Annotated in this window: 18 protein-coding genes; 3 read left to right on the top strand and 15 right to left on the bottom strand. The window is 33.8% G+C overall.

Annotated elements, in window-relative coordinates; all coding sequences use genetic code 11:
* Positions 1–65: 65 nt before the first annotated feature.
* The 13 genes from HMPREF9073_RS16030 to HMPREF9073_RS11170 all read right to left on the bottom strand — a co-directional run bounded on the left by HMPREF9073_RS16030 (position 66) and on the right by HMPREF9073_RS11170 (position 14,273).
* The gene (locus HMPREF9073_RS16030; RefSeq protein ID WP_009413860.1) at positions 66–683 is read right to left on the bottom strand and encodes a type I restriction enzyme HsdR N-terminal domain-containing protein; all 618 of its coding nucleotides are present in this window, start codon (positions 681–683) and stop codon (positions 66–68) included.
* Positions 684–950: 267 nt separating this feature from the next.
* Positions 951–1,547, bottom strand: coding sequence for a hypothetical protein (locus tag HMPREF9073_RS11115; protein WP_009413862.1), 597 nt, complete (start codon positions 1,545–1,547; stop codon positions 951–953).
* A 23-nt stretch (positions 1,548–1,570) separates the two neighbouring features.
* Positions 1,571–2,359 (bottom strand): relaxase/mobilization nuclease domain-containing protein, encoded by a 789-nt coding sequence (locus tag HMPREF9073_RS11120; protein ID WP_009413863.1) that lies wholly within the window; start codon positions 2,357–2,359, stop codon positions 1,571–1,573.
* The gene (locus tag HMPREF9073_RS11125; RefSeq protein WP_009413864.1) at positions 2,352–2,801 is read right to left on the bottom strand and encodes a hypothetical protein; all 450 of its coding nucleotides are present in this window, start codon (positions 2,799–2,801) and stop codon (positions 2,352–2,354) included. The genes HMPREF9073_RS11120 and HMPREF9073_RS11125 overlap by 8 nt, the downstream gene beginning before the upstream one ends.
* A gap of 111 nt (positions 2,802–2,912) precedes the next feature.
* On the bottom strand, positions 2,913–3,761 hold the full coding sequence (locus HMPREF9073_RS11130) for a toprim domain-containing protein (RefSeq protein ID WP_009413865.1): 849 nt from the start codon (positions 3,759–3,761) through the stop codon (positions 2,913–2,915).
* A 219-nt stretch (positions 3,762–3,980) separates the two neighbouring features.
* Positions 3,981–5,210: a primase-helicase family protein gene (locus HMPREF9073_RS11135; RefSeq protein WP_009413866.1), complete on the bottom strand. Its 1,230-nt coding sequence runs from the start codon at positions 5,208–5,210 to the stop codon at positions 3,981–3,983.
* 23 nt (positions 5,211–5,233) lie between these two features.
* A complete protein-coding gene (locus HMPREF9073_RS11140; RefSeq protein WP_009413867.1) occupies positions 5,234–5,572 on the bottom strand; it encodes a helix-turn-helix domain-containing protein in 339 nt (112 codons plus the stop codon).
* Between the two features lie 136 nt (positions 5,573–5,708).
* Positions 5,709–6,482 carry a hypothetical protein gene (locus HMPREF9073_RS11145; protein ID WP_009413868.1) on the bottom strand — a complete coding sequence of 258 codons (774 nt, stop codon included), beginning with the start codon at positions 6,480–6,482 and terminating at the stop codon, positions 5,709–5,711.
* A 10-nt stretch (positions 6,483–6,492) separates the two neighbouring features.
* A complete protein-coding gene (locus HMPREF9073_RS11150; protein WP_009413869.1) occupies positions 6,493–7,725 on the bottom strand; it encodes a site-specific integrase in 1,233 nt (410 codons plus the stop codon).
* Positions 7,722–8,294, bottom strand: coding sequence for an AlpA family transcriptional regulator (locus HMPREF9073_RS11155; RefSeq protein WP_009413870.1), 573 nt, complete (start codon positions 8,292–8,294; stop codon positions 7,722–7,724). The genes HMPREF9073_RS11150 and HMPREF9073_RS11155 overlap by 4 nt, the downstream gene beginning before the upstream one ends.
* Before the next feature lie 195 nt (positions 8,295–8,489).
* Positions 8,490–10,421, bottom strand: a complete 1,932-nt coding sequence (gene dnaK / locus HMPREF9073_RS11160) for a molecular chaperone DnaK (protein ID WP_009413871.1) — start codon at positions 10,419–10,421, stop codon at positions 8,490–8,492.
* 197 nt (positions 10,422–10,618) lie between these two features.
* Positions 10,619–13,222: an ATP-dependent chaperone ClpB gene (clpB, locus tag HMPREF9073_RS11165; protein ID WP_009413872.1), complete on the bottom strand. Its 2,604-nt coding sequence runs from the start codon at positions 13,220–13,222 to the stop codon at positions 10,619–10,621.
* Between the two features lie 226 nt (positions 13,223–13,448).
* Entirely contained in the window at positions 13,449–14,273 is an 825-nt protein-coding gene (locus HMPREF9073_RS11170) for a hypothetical protein (RefSeq protein WP_009413873.1), read from the bottom strand.
* Between the two features lie 114 nt (positions 14,274–14,387).
* On the opposite strand from HMPREF9073_RS11170, the gene HMPREF9073_RS11175 reads away from it, so the two are divergent.
* Positions 14,388–14,822, top strand: coding sequence for a lipocalin family protein (locus HMPREF9073_RS11175; RefSeq protein WP_009413874.1), 435 nt, complete (start codon positions 14,388–14,390; stop codon positions 14,820–14,822).
* Positions 14,819–16,117, top strand: a complete 1,299-nt coding sequence (locus HMPREF9073_RS11180; protein WP_009413875.1) for a TolC family protein — start codon at positions 14,819–14,821, stop codon at positions 16,115–16,117. Before HMPREF9073_RS11175 ends, HMPREF9073_RS11180 begins: the two co-directional genes overlap by 4 nt.
* Here the strand turns inward: HMPREF9073_RS11180 and HMPREF9073_RS11185 are convergent.
* Positions 16,114–16,599, bottom strand: coding sequence for a DUF2271 domain-containing protein (locus HMPREF9073_RS11185; protein WP_009413876.1), 486 nt, complete (start codon positions 16,597–16,599; stop codon positions 16,114–16,116). The genes HMPREF9073_RS11180 and HMPREF9073_RS11185 overlap by 4 nt on opposite strands.
* 10 nt (positions 16,600–16,609) lie before the next feature.
* Entirely contained in the window at positions 16,610–17,968 is a 1,359-nt protein-coding gene (locus HMPREF9073_RS11190; protein WP_009413877.1) for an ankyrin repeat domain-containing protein, read from the bottom strand.
* 219 nt (positions 17,969–18,187) lie between these two features.
* On the opposite strand from HMPREF9073_RS11190, the gene HMPREF9073_RS11195 reads away from it, so the two are divergent.
* Positions 18,188–18,904 carry a PAS domain-containing protein gene (locus HMPREF9073_RS11195; protein WP_034555837.1) on the top strand — a complete coding sequence of 239 codons (717 nt, stop codon included), beginning with the start codon at positions 18,188–18,190 and terminating at the stop codon, positions 18,902–18,904.
* Positions 18,905–18,956 lie beyond the last annotated feature (52 nt).

Genomic DNA, 18,956 nt, shown 5'->3' on the forward strand with positions numbered 1-18,956 from the left:
CCAACGTTCATCCCAAATTTTACAGAATATAAGCTTGTCTAATTCATCAAATGCAGTTGTGGGTGCTAATGCCCCCCCCCCCCTAAAGCATCATGAGCAGATTTAAACTTTTGGATCAAATCTCCTTGTGTCCCCTTTTCTGGTTCAACGTCTCCTTTAGTGTACTTAAAACGTTTTACCTTGCCATCTCGCTGAGGAATATCGCTTATGCTTATTCGTTCAACTGGTGCCACTCGGACAATTTCGAAATACTCGTCTTTTATTCCGGAAGTCACCCATACATAATTTGCAGCAGAGGCATGGGCATAACTGTAGGCCTGATCTACAGCAACCTGAAACTGCCTCTCATTAATATTCTCTTCTTTACACTCAACAACAATCAAGATTTTGCTGTTACTGTCATTGTAAACAAGAATGTCAGCCTCTTTTGTCTCAGATCCCATTTGCACAGACTCATTTATTGAAATGTTCTGAGGCAAATAATTATACTTATAAATAAGTTTCAAAAAGGCTTCTGCTTGAACTGCTTCCTCTGGATTTTGAAATCTGCGTTTTGTATTATTTTTACAGTTATACTGTATCATTGTCATCATTTCATTGACAATGATGTGATTATCTTTAATTCCTTTTTGGAAAAGCTCTGTAGAAAGAAGTTCTCTCATTTCTTCTGTTGTCTTTGCCATATCTATTTTCTTTGTTTATGATTAATTTTCCACATCCACCTCTACTGTCTCTAATATCTAGAAGAGGGTTTTGAGGCTTGGTTAGTAACGATTGTAGACATAAGCATTAATAATATTGAAACTTTTACCATTTTTTTAGCAAGCCAAGTTTGCTTTGCTCTTTTTTGGTCAGCAACTCTTTAATTTGATTCATATATTCAATCTTCTGTTTGATTTTGCAAAGATATAATAATAAATGATTATAAACGATAATATAGTTCAAAAAAATCACTTCGCTTCATACCCTTCCTTAAATTTTAAAAAATTGTTTCCTTGTTTTGGATTTCTATCAATCCATTTATTGATAATTTCTGTATTCATTTTCAATCGATTAAATACTTCTATGTCATAAAACTCTTTACCTTCTGCTCTCATTTCTTTAAAAATTTGACTTCTAATTTCTTCTTTGGTCTTTATACTTGTATCGTACCATTGCTTAGAAAGATAAAAAGATAAACACATTACAATAATTGCTATTCCCAAACAACTAAAACTACCTATCAGTAAGTATTTTAATGACTTAGATTTCTTCTCGAAATGTTCTAATCTTGAAAGTGTATTTTCAGATAAATCTGTTTTAATATTCTTAGGAATAAATTTTGTAGAGCTTTCAATTTGCTTAGAAATATCTTTAAATGAAGTTTCAAAATTATTTATTCTATGATTTAGTGAACTAGCTGAGCTTTCAAACTCACCTACTAAATCTAAAATATCTTCATAAACAAAAACTACATCTGTTAGTTTTTCTATGTTATTCTCATTGCTCTTTATGACTTTGTTTAGTAATTCTAAACCATTATCCATTTCTTGTTTTTCTGCATTCATATTCTTTAAATTTTACATTTAGTTTAAAACCTTCTTCCTGGCCTATTTATTTCTTCTTTTTCTGTTTTTAGAACTGAACTATTTTTTTCCAAAATCTGTTTAATTTCTTTCATTTTGAGTTTATTAGTAATTTCAGAGAGTTTATACCCAGCAGGATATTCTCTTTTTGTTTCTGTATTAATATCAGAGATTTTTACAATTCGCATTCCTGAAACACCTACTTTTACATTTTCTGATAGTATTACTTCGTATCCCAATTGCTCCATTTCAGTAATCAATTCATCAAAATTAGTAGCTTTCTTAAGACAGTGATGCAAACTATCAAGCATTTTCTCTTTCTTTTCCTTACTGATTTCTACATCTGTCTTAAGATTCATATTTTTACAAATTTCTCTTACAGCTTGTCCAAATAATTCTCCTATTTTATGAGCCGTTATGGTATTTTGGCCATGTGTATTTACTCTATTGACTACAAAATGAATATGTTTGTGTTTTGTAGAATTATGAATATCTAGTCGAATTTGATTGTCTTTTGTAACACCAACTTTTTGTAGAGCTTTCAGGGTAATATCTACCAAAACTTCATTAGAGATTTCATTTTCTTCACTTCTCTCGGGAGAAATATACCCCGTTAAAGCCCAATTCTTTACATTCTTATTTCGATCTGCTACCGATTTCATCTCTTGGAATTGATTTTCAGCAGTATCGGATAACAAATTGCTGGAATATACCATTTCAGCTGTGCCTTTATCATTTCCATTGTATTGTAAAGCGATTTTGGAAATTCGTCTCGTTGTTGCAGAATTATTCATCTCGTACTCTATTTTGGTATAAATAATTGTAAATCAATTTAGTAACTCCTTCTATCTCTCTCATAATCTCAGCCTTATTCTCTAAACTTGAAAACTCACGATTTCGCAATAGATTCTTAATTCTATTAAAGTTATTCCCATAAGATAAAAGCACTTCATCGGTTTTAAATTCATTGACTTTCAATTCTTTTTCCGTTAAAACTAATCGAACATATTTAGAGATTTTGAGGTTTAGTTTTTCTGCTTTTATTCTGAGAATTTCAAATTCTTTTTCAGTGAGTTTTGCAGAAATTGTTTTAGAAAAAAGAGCAGATTTTTTCTTGGCTAAACCACCTTTTTTACCAATAGTTCTGAAATGATTTTTCCTTTTTTCTTCTGCATCTTTTTGTTCTTGCTCTTGTTGAATCTTTGTTATGAAATTCGTTAAAAAATCTTGTTCCATTCTTTTATTTATTAGCGTTTTTAGAATGTTTTTGACGATAGGAAAAAACCAAAAAGTCCCATTTTACATTAAGCCACTCTCGCTTTTTGTAAACAATGGGTACTTTTTGCACTAATATTGTAGCAAAGAGATTTTGCCCATTATAAAATCATTTAAATCTTTGTAGTTTTGATATAATATTCTATTATCTTCAACATAAGGATTTAATCGTTTAACTTCATTTGTTGCCCTATTTCCTGCCTCATCATTATCAAAATATAATTCTATTTTCTCATAACTTTTAATGATTTTTTCAAGTTTAAAAATCATTGTAACAGAATTCAAAATCACATAATCTGATAGTGCTTTTTTGAGAGCTTTTTCCATTTGTTTAAAAGAAAGATAATCCATAAATCCTTCGAAAATCCGAAGATTGTTTGATTTATTTTTTATTGTAGTAATGTCTTTTCTCCCAATACAAATTTTTGAATATTTATTCCTTACTTCATAACCATTAGCATCATTTTTGAAACCAATTCCAAAATATTTTTTATTAGATATTTTATAATGGATTTCTTTAAGCAAGTGAATGTTATTTTCAATTCTTCTTTCTTTTAAATATTGAATTAAGGCGTAGTGTTTAACCTCTGAAATAGATAATATTTCATATTTACTTCCATCCCTAGTTATATTGTACATTTGCTCCTTAAAAGAAAAATTAAATTGAGACAAATATTCTAAGGCTTGAGATACAGAACATTGTTTGATGCCCTGAACCAATGAGATTACATCGTATTTCTTTCCCGTTCCGAAGTCAAAAGCAATATTCTTTACAAAATTGACAAAGAGACTGGGTGTTTTTTCTTCTCTATCAAAAGCAAAATAAAATGCTGACTTAGAATTATCTTTGCTTGGGAAAAGAGAAAAACTTTCTAAAACATTTCTAATAGATATCTGAGTATTTGCTTGCTTACAATTCATATGTTATTATCTGAGTTTAATATATTTGTTTTTTCGTTGAATTGTTGAATAAAGAATGTAACCATCTCATCAAGTGTGCTTTATACACTCAACAAAACTCAACAATTCAACAAAATAGGTTTATGATTATTCAACAATAGCTCAACAAAATTCAATGTTTTAAAATTTGTTGAGTACTTCGTTGAATAAAAATTTAATTAGTTTTCAATGGCTTGAGATTTAATTCAACAAATCAACGTATTTTTCAAGAATAAAATTTTTGGAAATTTTGAAGTACCTTCCCACAGAATTGTTCTGATAAAAATTTCCTGAATAGTCAATATCATAACGGATGTAGGTTAATCCATTTTTTTGGGGTTCCAAATTCCATTTTTCTTTCAGTACATTTCTCACATCATTTCGAGAATAATGTAACTGACGGAACATTCTATTGAGCATATTCAAAATATCCTGAGGAACAACTTCTATTTCTGTTTCCTCATTTGATTCAAAAAACTCATAAAGAAGCTCCATCATCTTACATTCCAACTTATTTGAATTTTTGAGAATAAGTTTTTGAAGTGCTTTAGTTTTTATTTCTTCGGGAGCAAACCACATTCTGCTTTTCTTTTCTGAATAGAATTTCCGATGGATTAAAAAACTTAAAAACAAAGGAATTTCTGTAATTAGATTTTGAAGAAACTCAGTATTTTCAAGCCTTATAGGATTGATTTTTAATACCCAAAAACGAATTTCATTCTCATCAATTTGTATGAAATTTTCTTCATTATTAGAACAAAGAATAAATTTTCCAAAAAAGTCAATTTCCTCTCTGTCTTTGCCTTTGTTTTCTAATTTGTCTTTATTGGTAGTCGAGAGATATTTTAACCGTTCGGTAATTTCTTTTCGGTCAAAAAATACTTCATCAAGGGCTATAATCAACATTGAAGCCCAATCAGAATTAAATTGACTATTAAAAGAATCTCCCTTGATGTAAGTCATATTTCTTCCAAAAATTTCTTTCATCCATTTTAGAAAAGTGGTTTTCCCTGTAGCTCTTTCCTTGCTTACCAAACATAAAACAGGAAGAATTTGAGTAGGATTTTCCAGTAAAATTTTCAGATAATCTAGACCTAAGTCTACTTGATTTCCAAAAATATGTTGCATAAAAGAAATGGAAAATGGAATATCATTTATCGAGACCTCTGAAACGCTTGGCTGATAAGGGATTTCATTATAAATATTGTAGAAGTTTCTAATTGTTTTTTGATATTTCAAATGATTGGGAATACAGCAAAACCCATCATATTTCGGTATGTCATAGACATATTTCTTGCCGTGATCTTGGATAATAGTTTCTCTTGACCACTTAACGAGTGAAGTGATTTTGTCGCCAGAGATTTGTGGACGTTCTATAATTTTGTAATAGGTAGTGCCTACACGAATGTAAGGTATAAGTAATTCTTCCATATTGATACATTTTTACGTTAAAATTACTTGAACCTTTTTCCAGTTTTATGGGCTATTTCATCTATTTCTTGAATTGTCTTTCTTTTTCCTTGAGCAATCCAATCCAAAAGTTCATCTTCATAGAAATAGAGCTTTTTCCCATTTTTATAATGTGGAATTTGTCGCTTTCTCACTAAAGTATAGACTGTAGGTTTAGCCTTTTTTATGATTGTACAAGCCTGATCTATACTTATAGGATTTTTCTTGTTATTGATTTCTATTGTACCTTTATTTTTTACAATAGTCTTTAATTCTTCTATCTGATGAGATAAAAAAGCAACTGCTTTAGGCAGATTTTCAAATGAAATTTCGTTTGCGTTCATAATTTTGATATTTTAAAATCACGGTGCAAACTTAATAAGTGTTTTCTTTGTGATAAGAAAAACACGCAAAAACACACAAAAACATAGAAATTACAAGAGAATCACAAAAAAATCACAATAAAAACACTCTTTTTTATTATTTTTTTTGCTCATCGGGATTAGATAAATCTTCTTTGATTTTAACTATTCCTTTGTTTTCATCGTCTTTCAAATGGCTTTTTATTGTTTTCACATCAACATCTGATAATTTTGTTGCAAAAATTACTTTCAAGAGTTTGACAATCACATCTTGTTTCCCAACTCTAAAGTGATTCCAAATACTCCAAGCGAAGTGATATAAATCAAGATTATTTAGTACCTTAATTTCTATGGATGGATATTTTGAAAAATCAGTCTCCCCTTTAGAATAATCTATTATAGCAGCACAAATATTTTCAATTTCTTCATTTGAACAATATGGAGAAAAAGTTTCTGTTATATATTCTTTAGCAATATCAAATTTACGTTTTTTGTTTTGTGCTTTTCTTATGCTAACATCATTTATATTATCATTAATTATATCTGAAGAAGCCGTATTTACAGGGATACTATCAGGAAAAACTGTATTAGCAGGGATAATATTAGCTGGAATAGTATCTTTTGTTTTATAAAGTAATGTATTAATATTTATAACTTTTTTAGAGTTTATTTTATTTTTAATAAAGTATGAAATTTCCATCAGAAGTAACTGAAGATTACAATAAATAAAAACCACCATTAATACAAATACAATAATAATCATAGTGACAATCGTTTTAATGTCATAAACTTCAAATTTCGCCATAAGACGTGTTATTTGTACTAATGTGACTATAATAATCGCTAATTCTCTTGATCCCCAAATTAAATATCTTTCTTGTATCATATTCATAGTTTTACAATTAAAAATTCAACTTAATAACTTCTGCTGCTTTTATTTTATTTTCATCAATTACTTTTGCATAGATTTGTGTTGTATTTACATTTGTATGCCCTAGCATTTTGCTTACAGTGTAAATATCTGTACCATTAGCTAATTGTAAGGTTGCGAATGTGTGTCTAAAACAATGAAAAGTAATATTCTTGTGAATACCTGCTCTTGCAATCCACTTTTTCAAAGGGCGAGAAATCCAAGAAGGATCAGGTAAATTTTCAAAAACTAAATCCTCTAAGTTTCTTCTCTCTCCACATAATTTTAAGGCCTGTTTCGAAATGGGTTTATATTCTACTCCTTTAGTTTTCTTCTGAGTAAAGTGGAGTTCTATTTTATCATTATCTTCTATAACTTCCTTCCATTTCATTTTTTGAATATCTGAATGTCTTAATCCTGTAAGAGCAGAGAAAAGTGACGCTCGTTTCAAAACATCATTATCACAATCTGTTTGTGCCAAAATATTTAGTTCTTCCTCTGAAAGATATTCTCTTCTTGACTCTCTATCGGCAATACCTTTTATTTTTCCTGATAAATCTGATAAAAAATATCCATCAATAAAAGCTTGTTTTAAAATAGCTTTGAAAATAGAAAAATATGTTGCAGAGGTATTGACAGATATAGTTCCCTTTTTATTCCCTCCACAAGGAGCAGATAATAAGAAATTTTTAAAATCCTCTGAAAATTTCATATCAATCTGTGCAAATTTCACTTCTTCTTCTGAAAACAATTTTAGAAATCCTATTACCCTTTTCCAATTTACACGAATGGAGTCTGAACTATTCTTATGTTTTTTCTTCAATAGCTCTTCACAATACGAAATAAAATTTTCTTCTAATAATTCTTTCTGTTTTAATTGTTGATTATCTCCTAATAAAATTTGCTCATCATATTCTTTTTGTAATTTTCTACGAATTGCATCCGCAAATAACATTGTCTCTTTATCTAAATCACTTTTACAAATGATTACTCCATTTTCATCTCGTTTGGGTTTATAGGAAACATTTCCTTTATCATCAGTTTTTGCTGAGCGAGTTTTGTCAAAAACTACAGAACTAACACTTCTATTGAGATATTCTCTGACTCTTTTAGGTGTTTCTTCATTTGCTTCATAAACAGGGTAAGACTCCACGTAAACATACCATTCTTTCTTAAATTCTGTCTTACGAAGTCTTACTGTACATTTTGTGGGTTTTACTTTCATTGTCTAATAAATATTTTATCAATTTCAACCTTTGGAACATATACAAATTTCCCTATTTTTTCCTTAGGAATATTAAATCTTTCTATGATGCTATTTACTGTCGAAGGATTTGCTGCAAACTTTTCACTCACTTGCGAAAGCGTATAGCAATCTTCTTTTTTATATTTTTTAGGAAGTTCTTTTTCTTGTTTATCATTTTCATTTATAATAATTGGAGATAAAAGTTTTTCTAATTCTGTTTTATTTATTCTTGTAAGTCGCTCCCCCAAATTCACACTACGAATGATATTTCGTTTAATCAATCTATGAATAGAACTTTTTGAGATTCCAAATAAAACAACTGCCTCACTTACAGAAATTAATTCTCTATGTTGCAAAGTAGCAATCTTATCTGCATATTTTTCTAAAACTTTTTCTTTTTTCTGTAATTCTAGCTCTCGCTTTTTTTGTTCTTTCCTATTTTTATCCGCACAAAAATGTGAGCAAAAACGAGTTGTTATCGTTTTTGCTTCAAATGGTTTCTGACATTGTTCACAAACCTTTGGTATTTTAAGTTTACTAAATCCCATTTTATACTATTAAGAATCATAAGAGTTTTAAGAACCACATTGTAGTAAATTAAGACCCGGTACAAATATGGTACAAAATTATGATTAAAAAATGAGAAAAACAAATATTTTTGATTAATTAAAAAATAGAAAAACCACTATAAACTAAGTGTTTATAGTGGTTTTTGATATTTATTAGTTGTTAATAACTAATCTCTATTTTACTTCTTCGAAGTCTACGTCTTGGACATCGGGACCGTTGTTGCCGCCTTGTTGTCCGCTGAATGGATTTGCATCACCAAAAGGATTGGTTGCATTAGGATTTGGTCCTTGTGCTGCACCTCCTTGTTGTGCTTTGTAGATATCTTCAGAGGCTTGTTGCCAAGCAGTGTTGATTTTGCTGAGAGCTGCTTCTACTGCTGGGAGTTCTTTGCTTTCGAAAGCTGTTTTGAGTTCACCAAGCGCTGTTTCAATAGCTCCTCTCTTATCAGCTGGGATTTTATCACCAAACTCTTTCAATTGTTTTTCAGTTTGGAAAATCATCGCATCAGCTTCGTTGAGTTTTTCAGCTTTTTCTCTGGCTTGCTTATCGGCTTCAGCATTGGCTTCAGCTTCGCGTTTCATCTTTTCAATTTCTTCTTTAGAAAGACCTGAAGAGGCTTCTATACGGATATTGTGAGATTTACCTGTACCTTTATCGGTTGCTGACACGTTGATAATACCATTGGCATCGATATCAAAAGTTACCTCAATTTGTGGTACTCCACGTGGTGCAGGTGGAATATTATCTAAGTGGAAACGACCGATAGTATTATTATCGTGTGCCATTGGGCGTTCTCCTTGCAATACGTGAATTTCTACGCTTGGCTGATTGTCGGTAGCGGTAGAGAACACTTGTGATTTCTTGGTAGGAATAGTGGTGTTTGCATCGATGAGTTTGGTCATCACACCCCCCATAGTTTCGATACCTAAAGAAAGTGGGGTAACGTCCAAGAGCAATACATCTTTCACATCACCGGTGAGTACACCTCCTTGAATAGCTGCTCCAATGGCTACTACCTCATCAGGGTTCACACTCTTATTAGGTTTTTTACCAAAGAATTTTTCAACGGCTTCTTGTACAGCAGGAATACGAGTAGAACCACCTACTAAGATTACTTCGTTGATATCACTTACACTGAGACCAGCATTTTCTAACGCTTTTTTACAAGGCTCAATAGTACGTTTTACAAGGTCATCGATGAGTTGTTCGAATTTAGCACGAGATAGTTTACGTACCAAGTGTTTAGGTCCTGAGGCTGTAGCGGTGATATAAGGTAAGTTGATTTCAGTTTCAGTAGTTGATGAAAGTTCAATCTTAGCTTTTTCAGCAGCTTCTTTAAGACGTTGCAACGCCATAGGGTCTTTACGAAGGTCGATTTGTTCTTCTTTTTGAAACTCTTCAGCCAACCAATTGATGATTTTTTCATCAACATCATCACCTCCAAGGTGAGTATCACCATCAGTAGCGAGTACTTCAAACACGCCATCGCCAAGTTCCAAGATAGAGACGTCGTGTGTACCACCACCAAAGTCGAATACAACAATTTTGTGGTCGCTATGATCTTTATCCAAACCATAAGCCAAAGCAGCAGCTGTAGGTTCGTTGATGATACGTTCTACTTTCAAACCTGCGATTTCACCTGCTTCTTTAGTAGCTTGACGTTGAGCGTCGTTGAAGTAAGCTGGTACAGTGATTACTGCGCTTGTTACTGGTTGTCCTAAGAAATCTTCGGCAGTTTTCTTCATTTTTTGAAGAATCATAGCTGAAATTTCTTGTGGTGTATATAAACGTCCGTCTATATCCACACGAGGGGTATCGTTGTCGCCACGTACTACCTTATAAGGTACACGAGCGATTTCTTTTTCTAATTCTGAAAATTTGTTACCCATAAAACGTTTGATAGAATATATCGTGTTTTTAGGGTTGGTAACAGCTTGACGTTTAGCAGCGTCACCTACTTTTATTTCACCACCTTCGGTAAAAGCTACCACTGAAGGAGTTGTGCGTTTACCTTCGGCATTGGTAATTACCACTGGGTCATTACCTTCCATCACAGAAACACAAGAGTTTGTGGTTCCTAAGTCAATACCTATAATCTTACTCATATTAATTAATTATCGTTTTTTTAAGTTCAACATTATTTTTTGTAAGCCTTACGCTTACGTAATCAGTAATAGTCAATGATTGTGCCAAAGGACTAAAAACTGACAAATTGTCAGAGTTAAAGGTTGGAGATAGGTTTTAGGAGTTAGCCATTGTTACTAATGACTGACAACTAACTCCTAAATTCCCTAATTCCTTGTTAATTATTCTCTGATTTTTGATTTCTAAATACCAATTGATTATCAAAAGCATCTAATAAGATGACTGCATCACGTTGTACTGTACCGCTCAATATTTCTTTAGAGAGTTTATTGAGCACTTCTTTCTGAATGATACGTTTCACTGGACGAGCACCAAACTGAGGGTCGAATCCTTTTTGTGCTAAGTAATCAATAGCCTCATCGGTAGCATCGAGCAAGATGCCTTCTTTGGCAACCATACGGAACACTGATTGCAATTGCAAACGCACAATACTACGGATATCCTTGGCGTTGAGCGGTGTGAACATTATAATGTCGTCTATACGGTTCAAAAACTCAGGGCGTACAGTTTGTTTGAGGAGTTGTAACACCTCGTCACGTGACTCGTCGATAGCGCGCTCGGTATCCTTAGGATATTTTTCAAAAGTTTCCTGAATGATATGGCTACCCATATTGGAGGTCATAATGATAATCGTATTCTTAAAGTCGGCGGTACGACCTTTGTTGTCAGTAAGCCTACCTTCGTCGAGTACTTGCAACAAGATGTTGAATGTATCGGGGTGAGCTTTTTCGATTTCGTCTAAAAGTATTACGGAATATGGACGACGACGCACAGCTTCAGTAAGCTGACCACCTTCGTCATAACCCACATATCCTGGAGGCGCACCTACTAATCGGCTAACAGCGTGTTTCTCTTGGTATTCGCTCATATCTATACGCGTCATTGCATTTTCATCGTCGAATAAATATTCGGCTAAGGCTTTGGCAAGTTCGGTTTTACCTACCCCCGTAGTTCCTAAGAAAAGGAAAGAACCTATAGGACGACGTGGGTCTTGCAAACCAGCACGACTACGGCGTATGGCATCGGAAACTGCCTCGATGGCTTCTTCTTGACCTACTACACGACGGTGTAATTCTTTCTCTAAGTTTAAGAGTTTTTCGCGTTCGCCTTGTAACATTTTAGCTACAGGTATACCTGTCCATTTTGCGACTACTTCAGCGATGTCTTCGGCGGTTACTTCTTCTTTTACAAGAGCATTTTCGTGTGACTTGCTATCTAAATTCTTTTGCAATTCCACTAACTTGTCTTCCGCTTCTTTGATTTTGCCATAACGCAATTCGGCTACTTTACCGTAGTCGCCTTCACGTTCGGCTCTATCGGCTTCCAAACGGTATTTCTCAATAGCTTCCTTAGTGGTTTGCACTTCATCAATTACGCTTTTTTCACTCTGCCATTTAGCATTGATAGCGTTACGTTCTTCTTTAAGATTTGCCAAATCTACATATAGCATTTTGAGCTTATCTTCGTCTTTTTCACGTTTGATAGCTTCAATTTCTATTTCGAGTTGCATTATCTTGCGGTCGAGTACGTCTAACTCTTCGGGTTTAGAATTGATTTCCATACGGAGCTTGGCAGCTGCCTCGTCCATTAGATCTATTGCCTTATCGGGTAAGAAACGATTAGTAATGTAGCGTTCAGAAAGTTCTACTGCCGCGATAATCGCTTCGTCTTTGATACGTACTTTGTGGTGAGTTTCGTATTTTTCTTTGATACCACGCAATATTGAGATAGCACTTTCGGTATCTGGTTCGTCTACCATTACCTTTTGAAAACGACGTTCAAGAGCTTTGTCTTTCTCAAAGTACTTTTGGTACTCATCGAGAGTAGTGGCACCAATAGCACGGAGTTCACCACGTGCTAAGGCAGGTTTTAAGATATTGGCAGCGTCCATCGCACCTTCGCCTCCTCCTGCTCCCACAAGGGTGTGAATTTCATCTATAAACAGAATGATGTTGCCATCGGATGAGGTAACCTCTTTCACTACTGATTTGAGTCGTTCTTCAAACTCACCTTTGTACTTCGCACCTGCGATAAGAGCCCCCATATCGAGGGAGTAAATTACCTTGTCTTTCAGGTTTTCAGGCACGTCACCTTTCACAATACGGTGCGCTAAGCCTTCGGCTATAGCCGTTTTACCTACCCCAGGTTCACCCACTAACATAGGGTTGTTCTTGGTACGACGTGAAAGAATTTGCAACACACGACGTATTTCCTCATCGCGACCAATCACAGGGTCGAGTTTCCCGCTATCGGCTAACTGATTGAGGTTTTTGGCGTATTTGTTGAGCGAATTGTAAGTATCTTCAGCCGAAGCCGAAGTTACGCGTTCGCCTTTGCGCAATTCTTGAATAGCTTTCTCCAACTCTTTTTCACTCACGCCTTGGTTTTTGAGAGCTTGGGCGATTTTACTGTTTGATTTGAAGATAGCCAATATAAGGTGTTCCAAAGACACATATTCGTCATTCCATTTTTTTGCGATATTTACAGCCTCGTTGAGCATAGTGCTTGCTTCGCGTGAGAACCCCATATCGCCACCGCTTACTTTTGCAAAACCTTGTAAGGCTGCATCCAACTGTTTATTTAATTGCTCGCGGTTGATATTCAATTTTTTGAATAGGAAAGGCAATACGTTCTCATCTACTTGCTCAATAGCTTTGAAGAAATGTTCGTTTTGCAATTCCTGATGCCCATACTGTTGGGCTATTTGCTGAGCGGTTTGTACCGCTTCTTGTGCTTTGATAGTAAAGTTATTAAAGTTCATATATCTTTCAATTAACAATTTGGGTTAAACATTTTCAGCAAGAGAAAGACAAGAGTTATGCCAAATAGATTTAACTGACAAAATGACAGTTTTACAACTTTTTGACAGAGTTATTTCTTAATATTTTAAAGGTATTTTCATATTAAAGAAATCATTATCAGTTTTTTAAATCTAATTTCAATCACTGACAATATGTCAGCGATTGAAATTATAGAAAAGTATTACTTCAGTCCGCTATTGCTTTCCATCGTTGTATTACCCTTGTGTAGCAGCCTATAAACACCAAAGTTAAACAGAAGGATATACAAAAATTTTTGTTAGAGAACTCATCGCGAGACCTATCTAATAACATATTCTCCATAATGCTATCAATTATATAGTACATTACCATAAACGAAAAAAGAAGTACTGTATTTACCACAATGCCTATAAACTTCTTTGGTATGTGAATTTCCTTACTCACAGAAATATATACAAGTGTAGCATAAACCAATAAGAACAACAATTTATTGCCTATAAAAGATAATATAATTAAAAGAATCCCTATAAAAACAATAGTAAGCAGCAGAATTTGCACATTGGTAATACGCACACAGTACACGAGTGTCGCTATAACAAAAGCTATACTCAAAAGGAAATTTAATAGGTATATCACATCAGAAGTATTGCTAAAAGGATACTTCCCTAAGCCTTTGACAATCGCATAAGACAGTACAAAGGACACTGAGGAAAAGACGATAAGAAAATAAAGTATCCATTGCAAGAAGAGTTTTTCTTCAGGGAAAGGATAAAAATGCTTGAAAGCGTTGTTTCTACTGAGATACAGCAACCAAACTACTAACAACAATATAGAGACAACAAGATGTAACAATAATGGAAACCCTATAAAATCTGCCATTATAGCATTAAAAGCATAGTAATTGAAGTCTTCATTTTTTGCTACCCAACCTAATAAGATAAAAAAGATATGTCCACAGCTCGCAAGAGCTAACATTGGGAGCAAGCGAGTATTCCACACTAGCGGGTAACGTTCTAAAAGATATTTATCCATAGTAGATTTGTCAATTTGGCAATTTGTCAATTTGCTGATTTTACGCGACAAAGATATAAAATAATTTGTCAATCCAGAATTATTTTGTAGTTTTGTACTCACAATATCATTTCTATGAGTACCATATACAAACTATTTGTTACTATCTCGCTATCTTTTAGCTTTTTACCTGCTTTTTCTCAAGAGGAAAGCATTCGTCACGACGATCTTATAGGCTCGTGGACGATTGAATCTCAAAGCTTAGACAACTTAGAGATTACCCTCAACGATTGTGAAAAGCAGAGTACTTTTATATTTACTAAAAACGAAATTATTGAGAATTATTACAAAAAATACAATGGTAATTGTGTAATTCTCAACAGTAATAAAGATTTCTATACTGTAGAGGGCAATCACATTATTCGCAAGGAAGAAAGTGATTTAAACAACACTTTCGTAATAAAAGGTGAAATTCTCACTCTTTCGTTTGCAGGAAAAGATGAAGACAACGAGGAACACATTGCTGTGATTGTGTGTAAAAGGGCTAAACCTATCGAATATATTAAATGATGAAAAAAAAACTCTTCTTACTTTGCTTGCTACCTTTTTCAGTAGTAGCTCAGAAACTTTGGACGCTCAACGATTGCATAGCGTATGCCAAAGAGCACAACCTTTCTATTAAACAATCGGAAATAGACTTGAAATCCACTGATATAGAAGTATGGCAAACAAAAGCTAACTTTCTGCCTTCTATCAACAGTGAAGCTGCTTATAATTGGAATACAGGAAAGAATATCAATCCTGTGAGCAATCAGTTTGAAAACACTACTTTTGAATCGGCTTCAGGAGGTATCAGTATGTCGATGCCTTTGTTCTCCGGCTTGCAGAATTGGCGTAAATTGCAACAAGCAAAATGTAAACAATTGGCGACTCAATACCAATTGGATATGAAGAAAGATGAGATTATCTTAATGATTATCAATGCTTACACTGAAGTATTGAGCAACAAAGAAAAGATCAAGATTCAAAAAGCACAATTAGAAATATCAAAAGAAAGCGTTGCACGTACGCGTGAGCTCATCAATGCGGGGTCGTTGCCCAAAGGTGATATTTATGAAAGTGAAGCTCAACTATTTTCGCTTGAGCAGAAAATTATAGAAACAGAAAGCGCTCTTTTCATCGGAAAAATGGGATTAGCTCAATTGCTTTTACTGAAGAATTACAAAGATTTTGAGGTAGCCGATAACACATTTGAAGTTCCCGTAGCCGATATACTAAACAAAACTCCTGAAGAGATTTACCAAAGTGCTAAAGAGATAATGGGTGAAGTGAAATTAGCAACTGCCAATGTGCAATTAGCTGAAAGTAGTTTGCGCTTAAGTCAGTCGGCGTTTTGGCCTCGTCTTTCTGCGCAATGGGGGTATAGTTCGCGATGGAGTAAGAACCAAGTAATGGATTTCTGGGAACAGCTGGATACTAACAAAGGTATGTACGCTGGTTTATCGCTCAATATTCCTATTTTTAATCATTTTTCTGTACTCAGTAATGTTAAAACTCAAAAGTTAGCCTTACAGAAAATGCAATTAGCAAAGGAACAAACTGAATTGAGTACTGAAAAAAATATCTATCAAGCCTACAACGATGCTGCTAATGCCAAAAAACTATATGAAGCAAGTGAAAAAACAGCTCAAGCTAAAGAACAATCTTTTAGTTATGCACAAGAACGACACAATGTAGGCTTAATGAATACTTTTGACTTCAATCAATCTAAATACGAATATGAAAATGCTCAAAATGATGTGATAAAAGCTAAATATCAGTACATTTTTAAACTAAAAGTACTCGAATATTACTTTAGTCACTAATTAGGCATCAGTCTAACGTAACGTATATAACCTTTGCCCTCAACTTTAGTGTTAAGGTTCTCTTTTTTGAGTTCTATTTCAGCGTCTTTAGCATAGTAATAGTCATCTTCTACTGCTGTTTCAAAGCGTATTTTATACCCTTTGTCAAACTTATTCTCATCAAGGGTGAGCACCTTTACAGCGCGCTCTCCCCCACTGATGGTCGCTCCTGTAATCCCATCAATTGTTTGGCGTTTGCCATAGAACTTCCACCATTCAGTAAGATCGTCATACCATTCGGGGTCGTCGCCCAATACTTGCAATGTTTGTTCATATTTCCCTTGCGGATTGATGAGTGAAGCTACTATATAAGCCCCCTCCCCTTTGTAGTTAGTAAGCTGGATAAGGCATTTGTATTTCTTAGCAGTAGCTTGTTGAGCGACAAATGAAACTGTAAGCAAGGCAACTACCACAGCTACAGTAAGTAAGAGTTTCTTTTTCATCTTCTTTCTTTTATTTTAAAAATTCTATATTCATTCCTTTTAAGGCTTCATTTTCTTGAGCCAATTCGTAAACTGTTTCACCCAAATCAGTAGTGAGATTTTTATCAGCCCCTTTGTTGAGCAAGAAGCGTACCACATCTAAGTTTTTAGCGGTCATCACAGCCATTTGTAGAGGGGTAAGACCGTTGCTATTTTTTTGATTGATATTGATAGGATAGAGTGAAAGTTTTTCTAAAATTTTTATATCACCGCGCTTTATAGCGTAGTGATAAAGTGTATTTCCTGTCCTATCCACTACTTGAACATCAGCATTTTTTAAGAGTAAAAAATCTATTACTTCAAGGGTATTGTTCTCTACTGCCAAGGTCAAAGCCGATAATCCTTGTTTATTTTGTGTGTTGATATCTTTGGTCTTGGCGAGTAAAGCTGTTATTACAGATATATTATTGCTAATTGCTGATTTCATCAATGGGTTATTTCCTTCTTTATCAAGCTGATTTGCATCATTTCCTTTTTCTAAGAAATAGCTAATCACTTTTTCATCTTTGTTTTTTTCAGCCAACACAAAAAGAGGTGAAACTCCATCTTTATTCTTTTGATTAATTGAAAGCCCTAATTGTTCTAAATACTGAAAAGTATCAAGCTTGTTATAATTTTTTCTAAAACCACGAGCGGCACCAAAAATAGCACTCTCACCCTTGTTATTCAGTTTTTTAACATTAATTTTCTTCTTCATCAAAGCCTCAATTATAGCACGATTACCTGTTGTTGCTGCATAGTAAATAGCATTGTTACCTTTGTTATCAATAGCTGTAAGTTTAAGTCCTTTTTTTAGAAAATAATCAGCTTCTTTAAGGTCTTTGAGGTGAGGGAGTAACAGCAAAAGGGCATTTGCACCATCGGCATTAGTATCTTTTAAGTTAGCGCCGTGTTTCAGTAACAATTCATAAATTGCGTTATTGCTTCTTCCCCCTACAGCAGCGAATAACAAGGGGGTAAGTTGATGTGATTCAGTAATATTCACCTTAGCTCCTTTCTTGAGAAGGTATTCCATCACGGGCACATTGTCCTGATAGGCAGCCCAAAAGAGGTAAGTGCGTTTGTCGTGAGTCAGTTTATCTACTCCATTTCCTTCTAAATCAATAAGATAAGTAATAGTTTCATAGGGAGCTCCGTTTAAGATAGCTAAAGTTGTTGCATCGAAAGCACGGCTATTCAAAGCTGTAGCACTATTACCTTGATTGATAGCCTGTTCTACTTGAGCCACAGAGGGCTTTTGTTTCCAATACTCATTAGTGAGGAAAACATTTTCTTGTGCGTGAACTTTCCCTATTAGAAGTGTTGTAATAACAAACAAAAGTTTTTTCATAAAAGGTGCTTATTTAGAATGATTCGGGGCAAAGATACTAAATAATTATAAACCACAAATTATTTGTGGTAAAGTTGTTATAAAATATTTTTTTATAACAATTGATTATCAATCATTTATAAAGAAAGTGTTATGTTTCAAACAAAAAAGTTTGATAAGTATTTGTTTTTATAATAGTTTTTTCTTAATTTTGTGGCGTTGAATATAATTTATAATGTTATGTCAGAAGAAATCATAAACAGACCTACTCCTATCAACAGAGAAGTTGTGTGGGATAAAACAAAAACCATTATCAGTACTACTGATAAGTATGGTACTATTACTGACGTAAACCAAACGTTTATAGACGTTTGTGGCTATTCAGCAAGTGAGTTGCTCGGCAAACCTCACAATATTATCCGCCACCCCGATATGCCTAAAATCATATTCAAAATTACGTGGGATAATATTTTAGTGGGTAGAAACTTTCACGCTATTATCAAAAACTTAGCTAAATCGGGGGAATATTATTGGGTTATCACCGATTTTGAAGTAGGAAGAAATATTATGGGTGAAGTGGTAACCATTATGGCACGCCGTCGTGCTTTACCTCAATATGTAATTACCGACCATATTGAACCTTTGTACCAAACACTCCTAAAACTCGAAAAGATTGGTGGAATGGAGCTCAGCAACCGCTATTTTAAAAGTTTCTTAGAAAAACAAGGTAAATCGTATGTTGAGTATATAATGGACATCTTAGATGAAAATAAACGCACAGCTGCGGCTACTCATCAGGATATCGTATTTGAGCCTGTATCCAATACTCATCACACTGAAGGTACTAACTTTGGCGACTATGAAATTTCAGATGAAATCTTCAGTGAAGAGCACCCTGAAGAAGAAAGTATGATGCAACGCAAAAGTTTCTTTGCGAGATTATTCTCTACAAATTAATTGTAATACTTATAGTATAAAAAAAGAGGCTGTCCAAAAAGTTTAGTTTAAA

Origin of the sequence: Capnocytophaga sp. oral taxon 326 str. F0382 (genome assembly GCF_000318295.1) — a bacterium.
GTDB classification, from domain to species: Bacteria; Bacteroidota; Bacteroidia; order Flavobacteriales; family Flavobacteriaceae; genus Capnocytophaga; species Capnocytophaga periodontitidis.

Coding starts and splice junctions, on each gene's coding strand:
- clpB (WP_009413872.1), bottom strand. CDS start 13,222: ATGAACTTTAATAACTTTACTATCAAAGCACAAGAAGCGGTACAAACC.
- HMPREF9073_RS11175 (WP_009413874.1), top strand. CDS start 14,388: ATGAGTACCATATACAAACTATTTGTTACTATCTCGCTATCTTTTAGC.
- HMPREF9073_RS16030 (WP_009413860.1), bottom strand. CDS start 683: ATGGCAAAGACAACAGAAGAAATGAGAGAACTTCTTTCTACAGAGCTT.
- HMPREF9073_RS11170 (WP_009413873.1), bottom strand. CDS start 14,273: ATGGATAAATATCTTTTAGAACGTTACCCGCTAGTGTGGAATACTCGC.
- HMPREF9073_RS11180 (WP_009413875.1), top strand. CDS start 14,819: ATGATGAAAAAAAAACTCTTCTTACTTTGCTTGCTACCTTTTTCAGTA.
- HMPREF9073_RS11150 (WP_009413869.1), bottom strand. CDS start 7,725: ATGAAAGTAAAACCCACAAAATGTACAGTAAGACTTCGTAAGACAGAA.
- HMPREF9073_RS11125 (WP_009413864.1), bottom strand. CDS start 2,801: ATGGAACAAGATTTTTTAACGAATTTCATAACAAAGATTCAACAAGAG.
- HMPREF9073_RS11120 (WP_009413863.1), bottom strand. CDS start 2,359: ATGAATAATTCTGCAACAACGAGACGAATTTCCAAAATCGCTTTACAA.
- HMPREF9073_RS11130 (WP_009413865.1), bottom strand. CDS start 3,761: ATGAATTGTAAGCAAGCAAATACTCAGATATCTATTAGAAATGTTTTA.
- HMPREF9073_RS11195 (WP_034555837.1), top strand. CDS start 18,188: ATGTCAGAAGAAATCATAAACAGACCTACTCCTATCAACAGAGAAGTT.
- HMPREF9073_RS11115 (WP_009413862.1), bottom strand. CDS start 1,547: ATGAATGCAGAAAAACAAGAAATGGATAATGGTTTAGAATTACTAAAC.
- HMPREF9073_RS11185 (WP_009413876.1), bottom strand. CDS start 16,599: ATGAAAAAGAAACTCTTACTTACTGTAGCTGTGGTAGTTGCCTTGCTT.
- dnaK (WP_009413871.1), bottom strand. CDS start 10,421: ATGAGTAAGATTATAGGTATTGACTTAGGAACCACAAACTCTTGTGTT.
- HMPREF9073_RS11140 (WP_009413867.1), bottom strand. CDS start 5,572: ATGAACGCAAACGAAATTTCATTTGAAAATCTGCCTAAAGCAGTTGCT.
- HMPREF9073_RS11155 (WP_009413870.1), bottom strand. CDS start 8,294: ATGGGATTTAGTAAACTTAAAATACCAAAGGTTTGTGAACAATGTCAG.
- HMPREF9073_RS11135 (WP_009413866.1), bottom strand. CDS start 5,210: ATGGAAGAATTACTTATACCTTACATTCGTGTAGGCACTACCTATTAC.
- HMPREF9073_RS11190 (WP_009413877.1), bottom strand. CDS start 17,968: ATGAAAAAACTTTTGTTTGTTATTACAACACTTCTAATAGGGAAAGTT.
- HMPREF9073_RS11145 (WP_009413868.1), bottom strand. CDS start 6,482: ATGAATATGATACAAGAAAGATATTTAATTTGGGGATCAAGAGAATTA.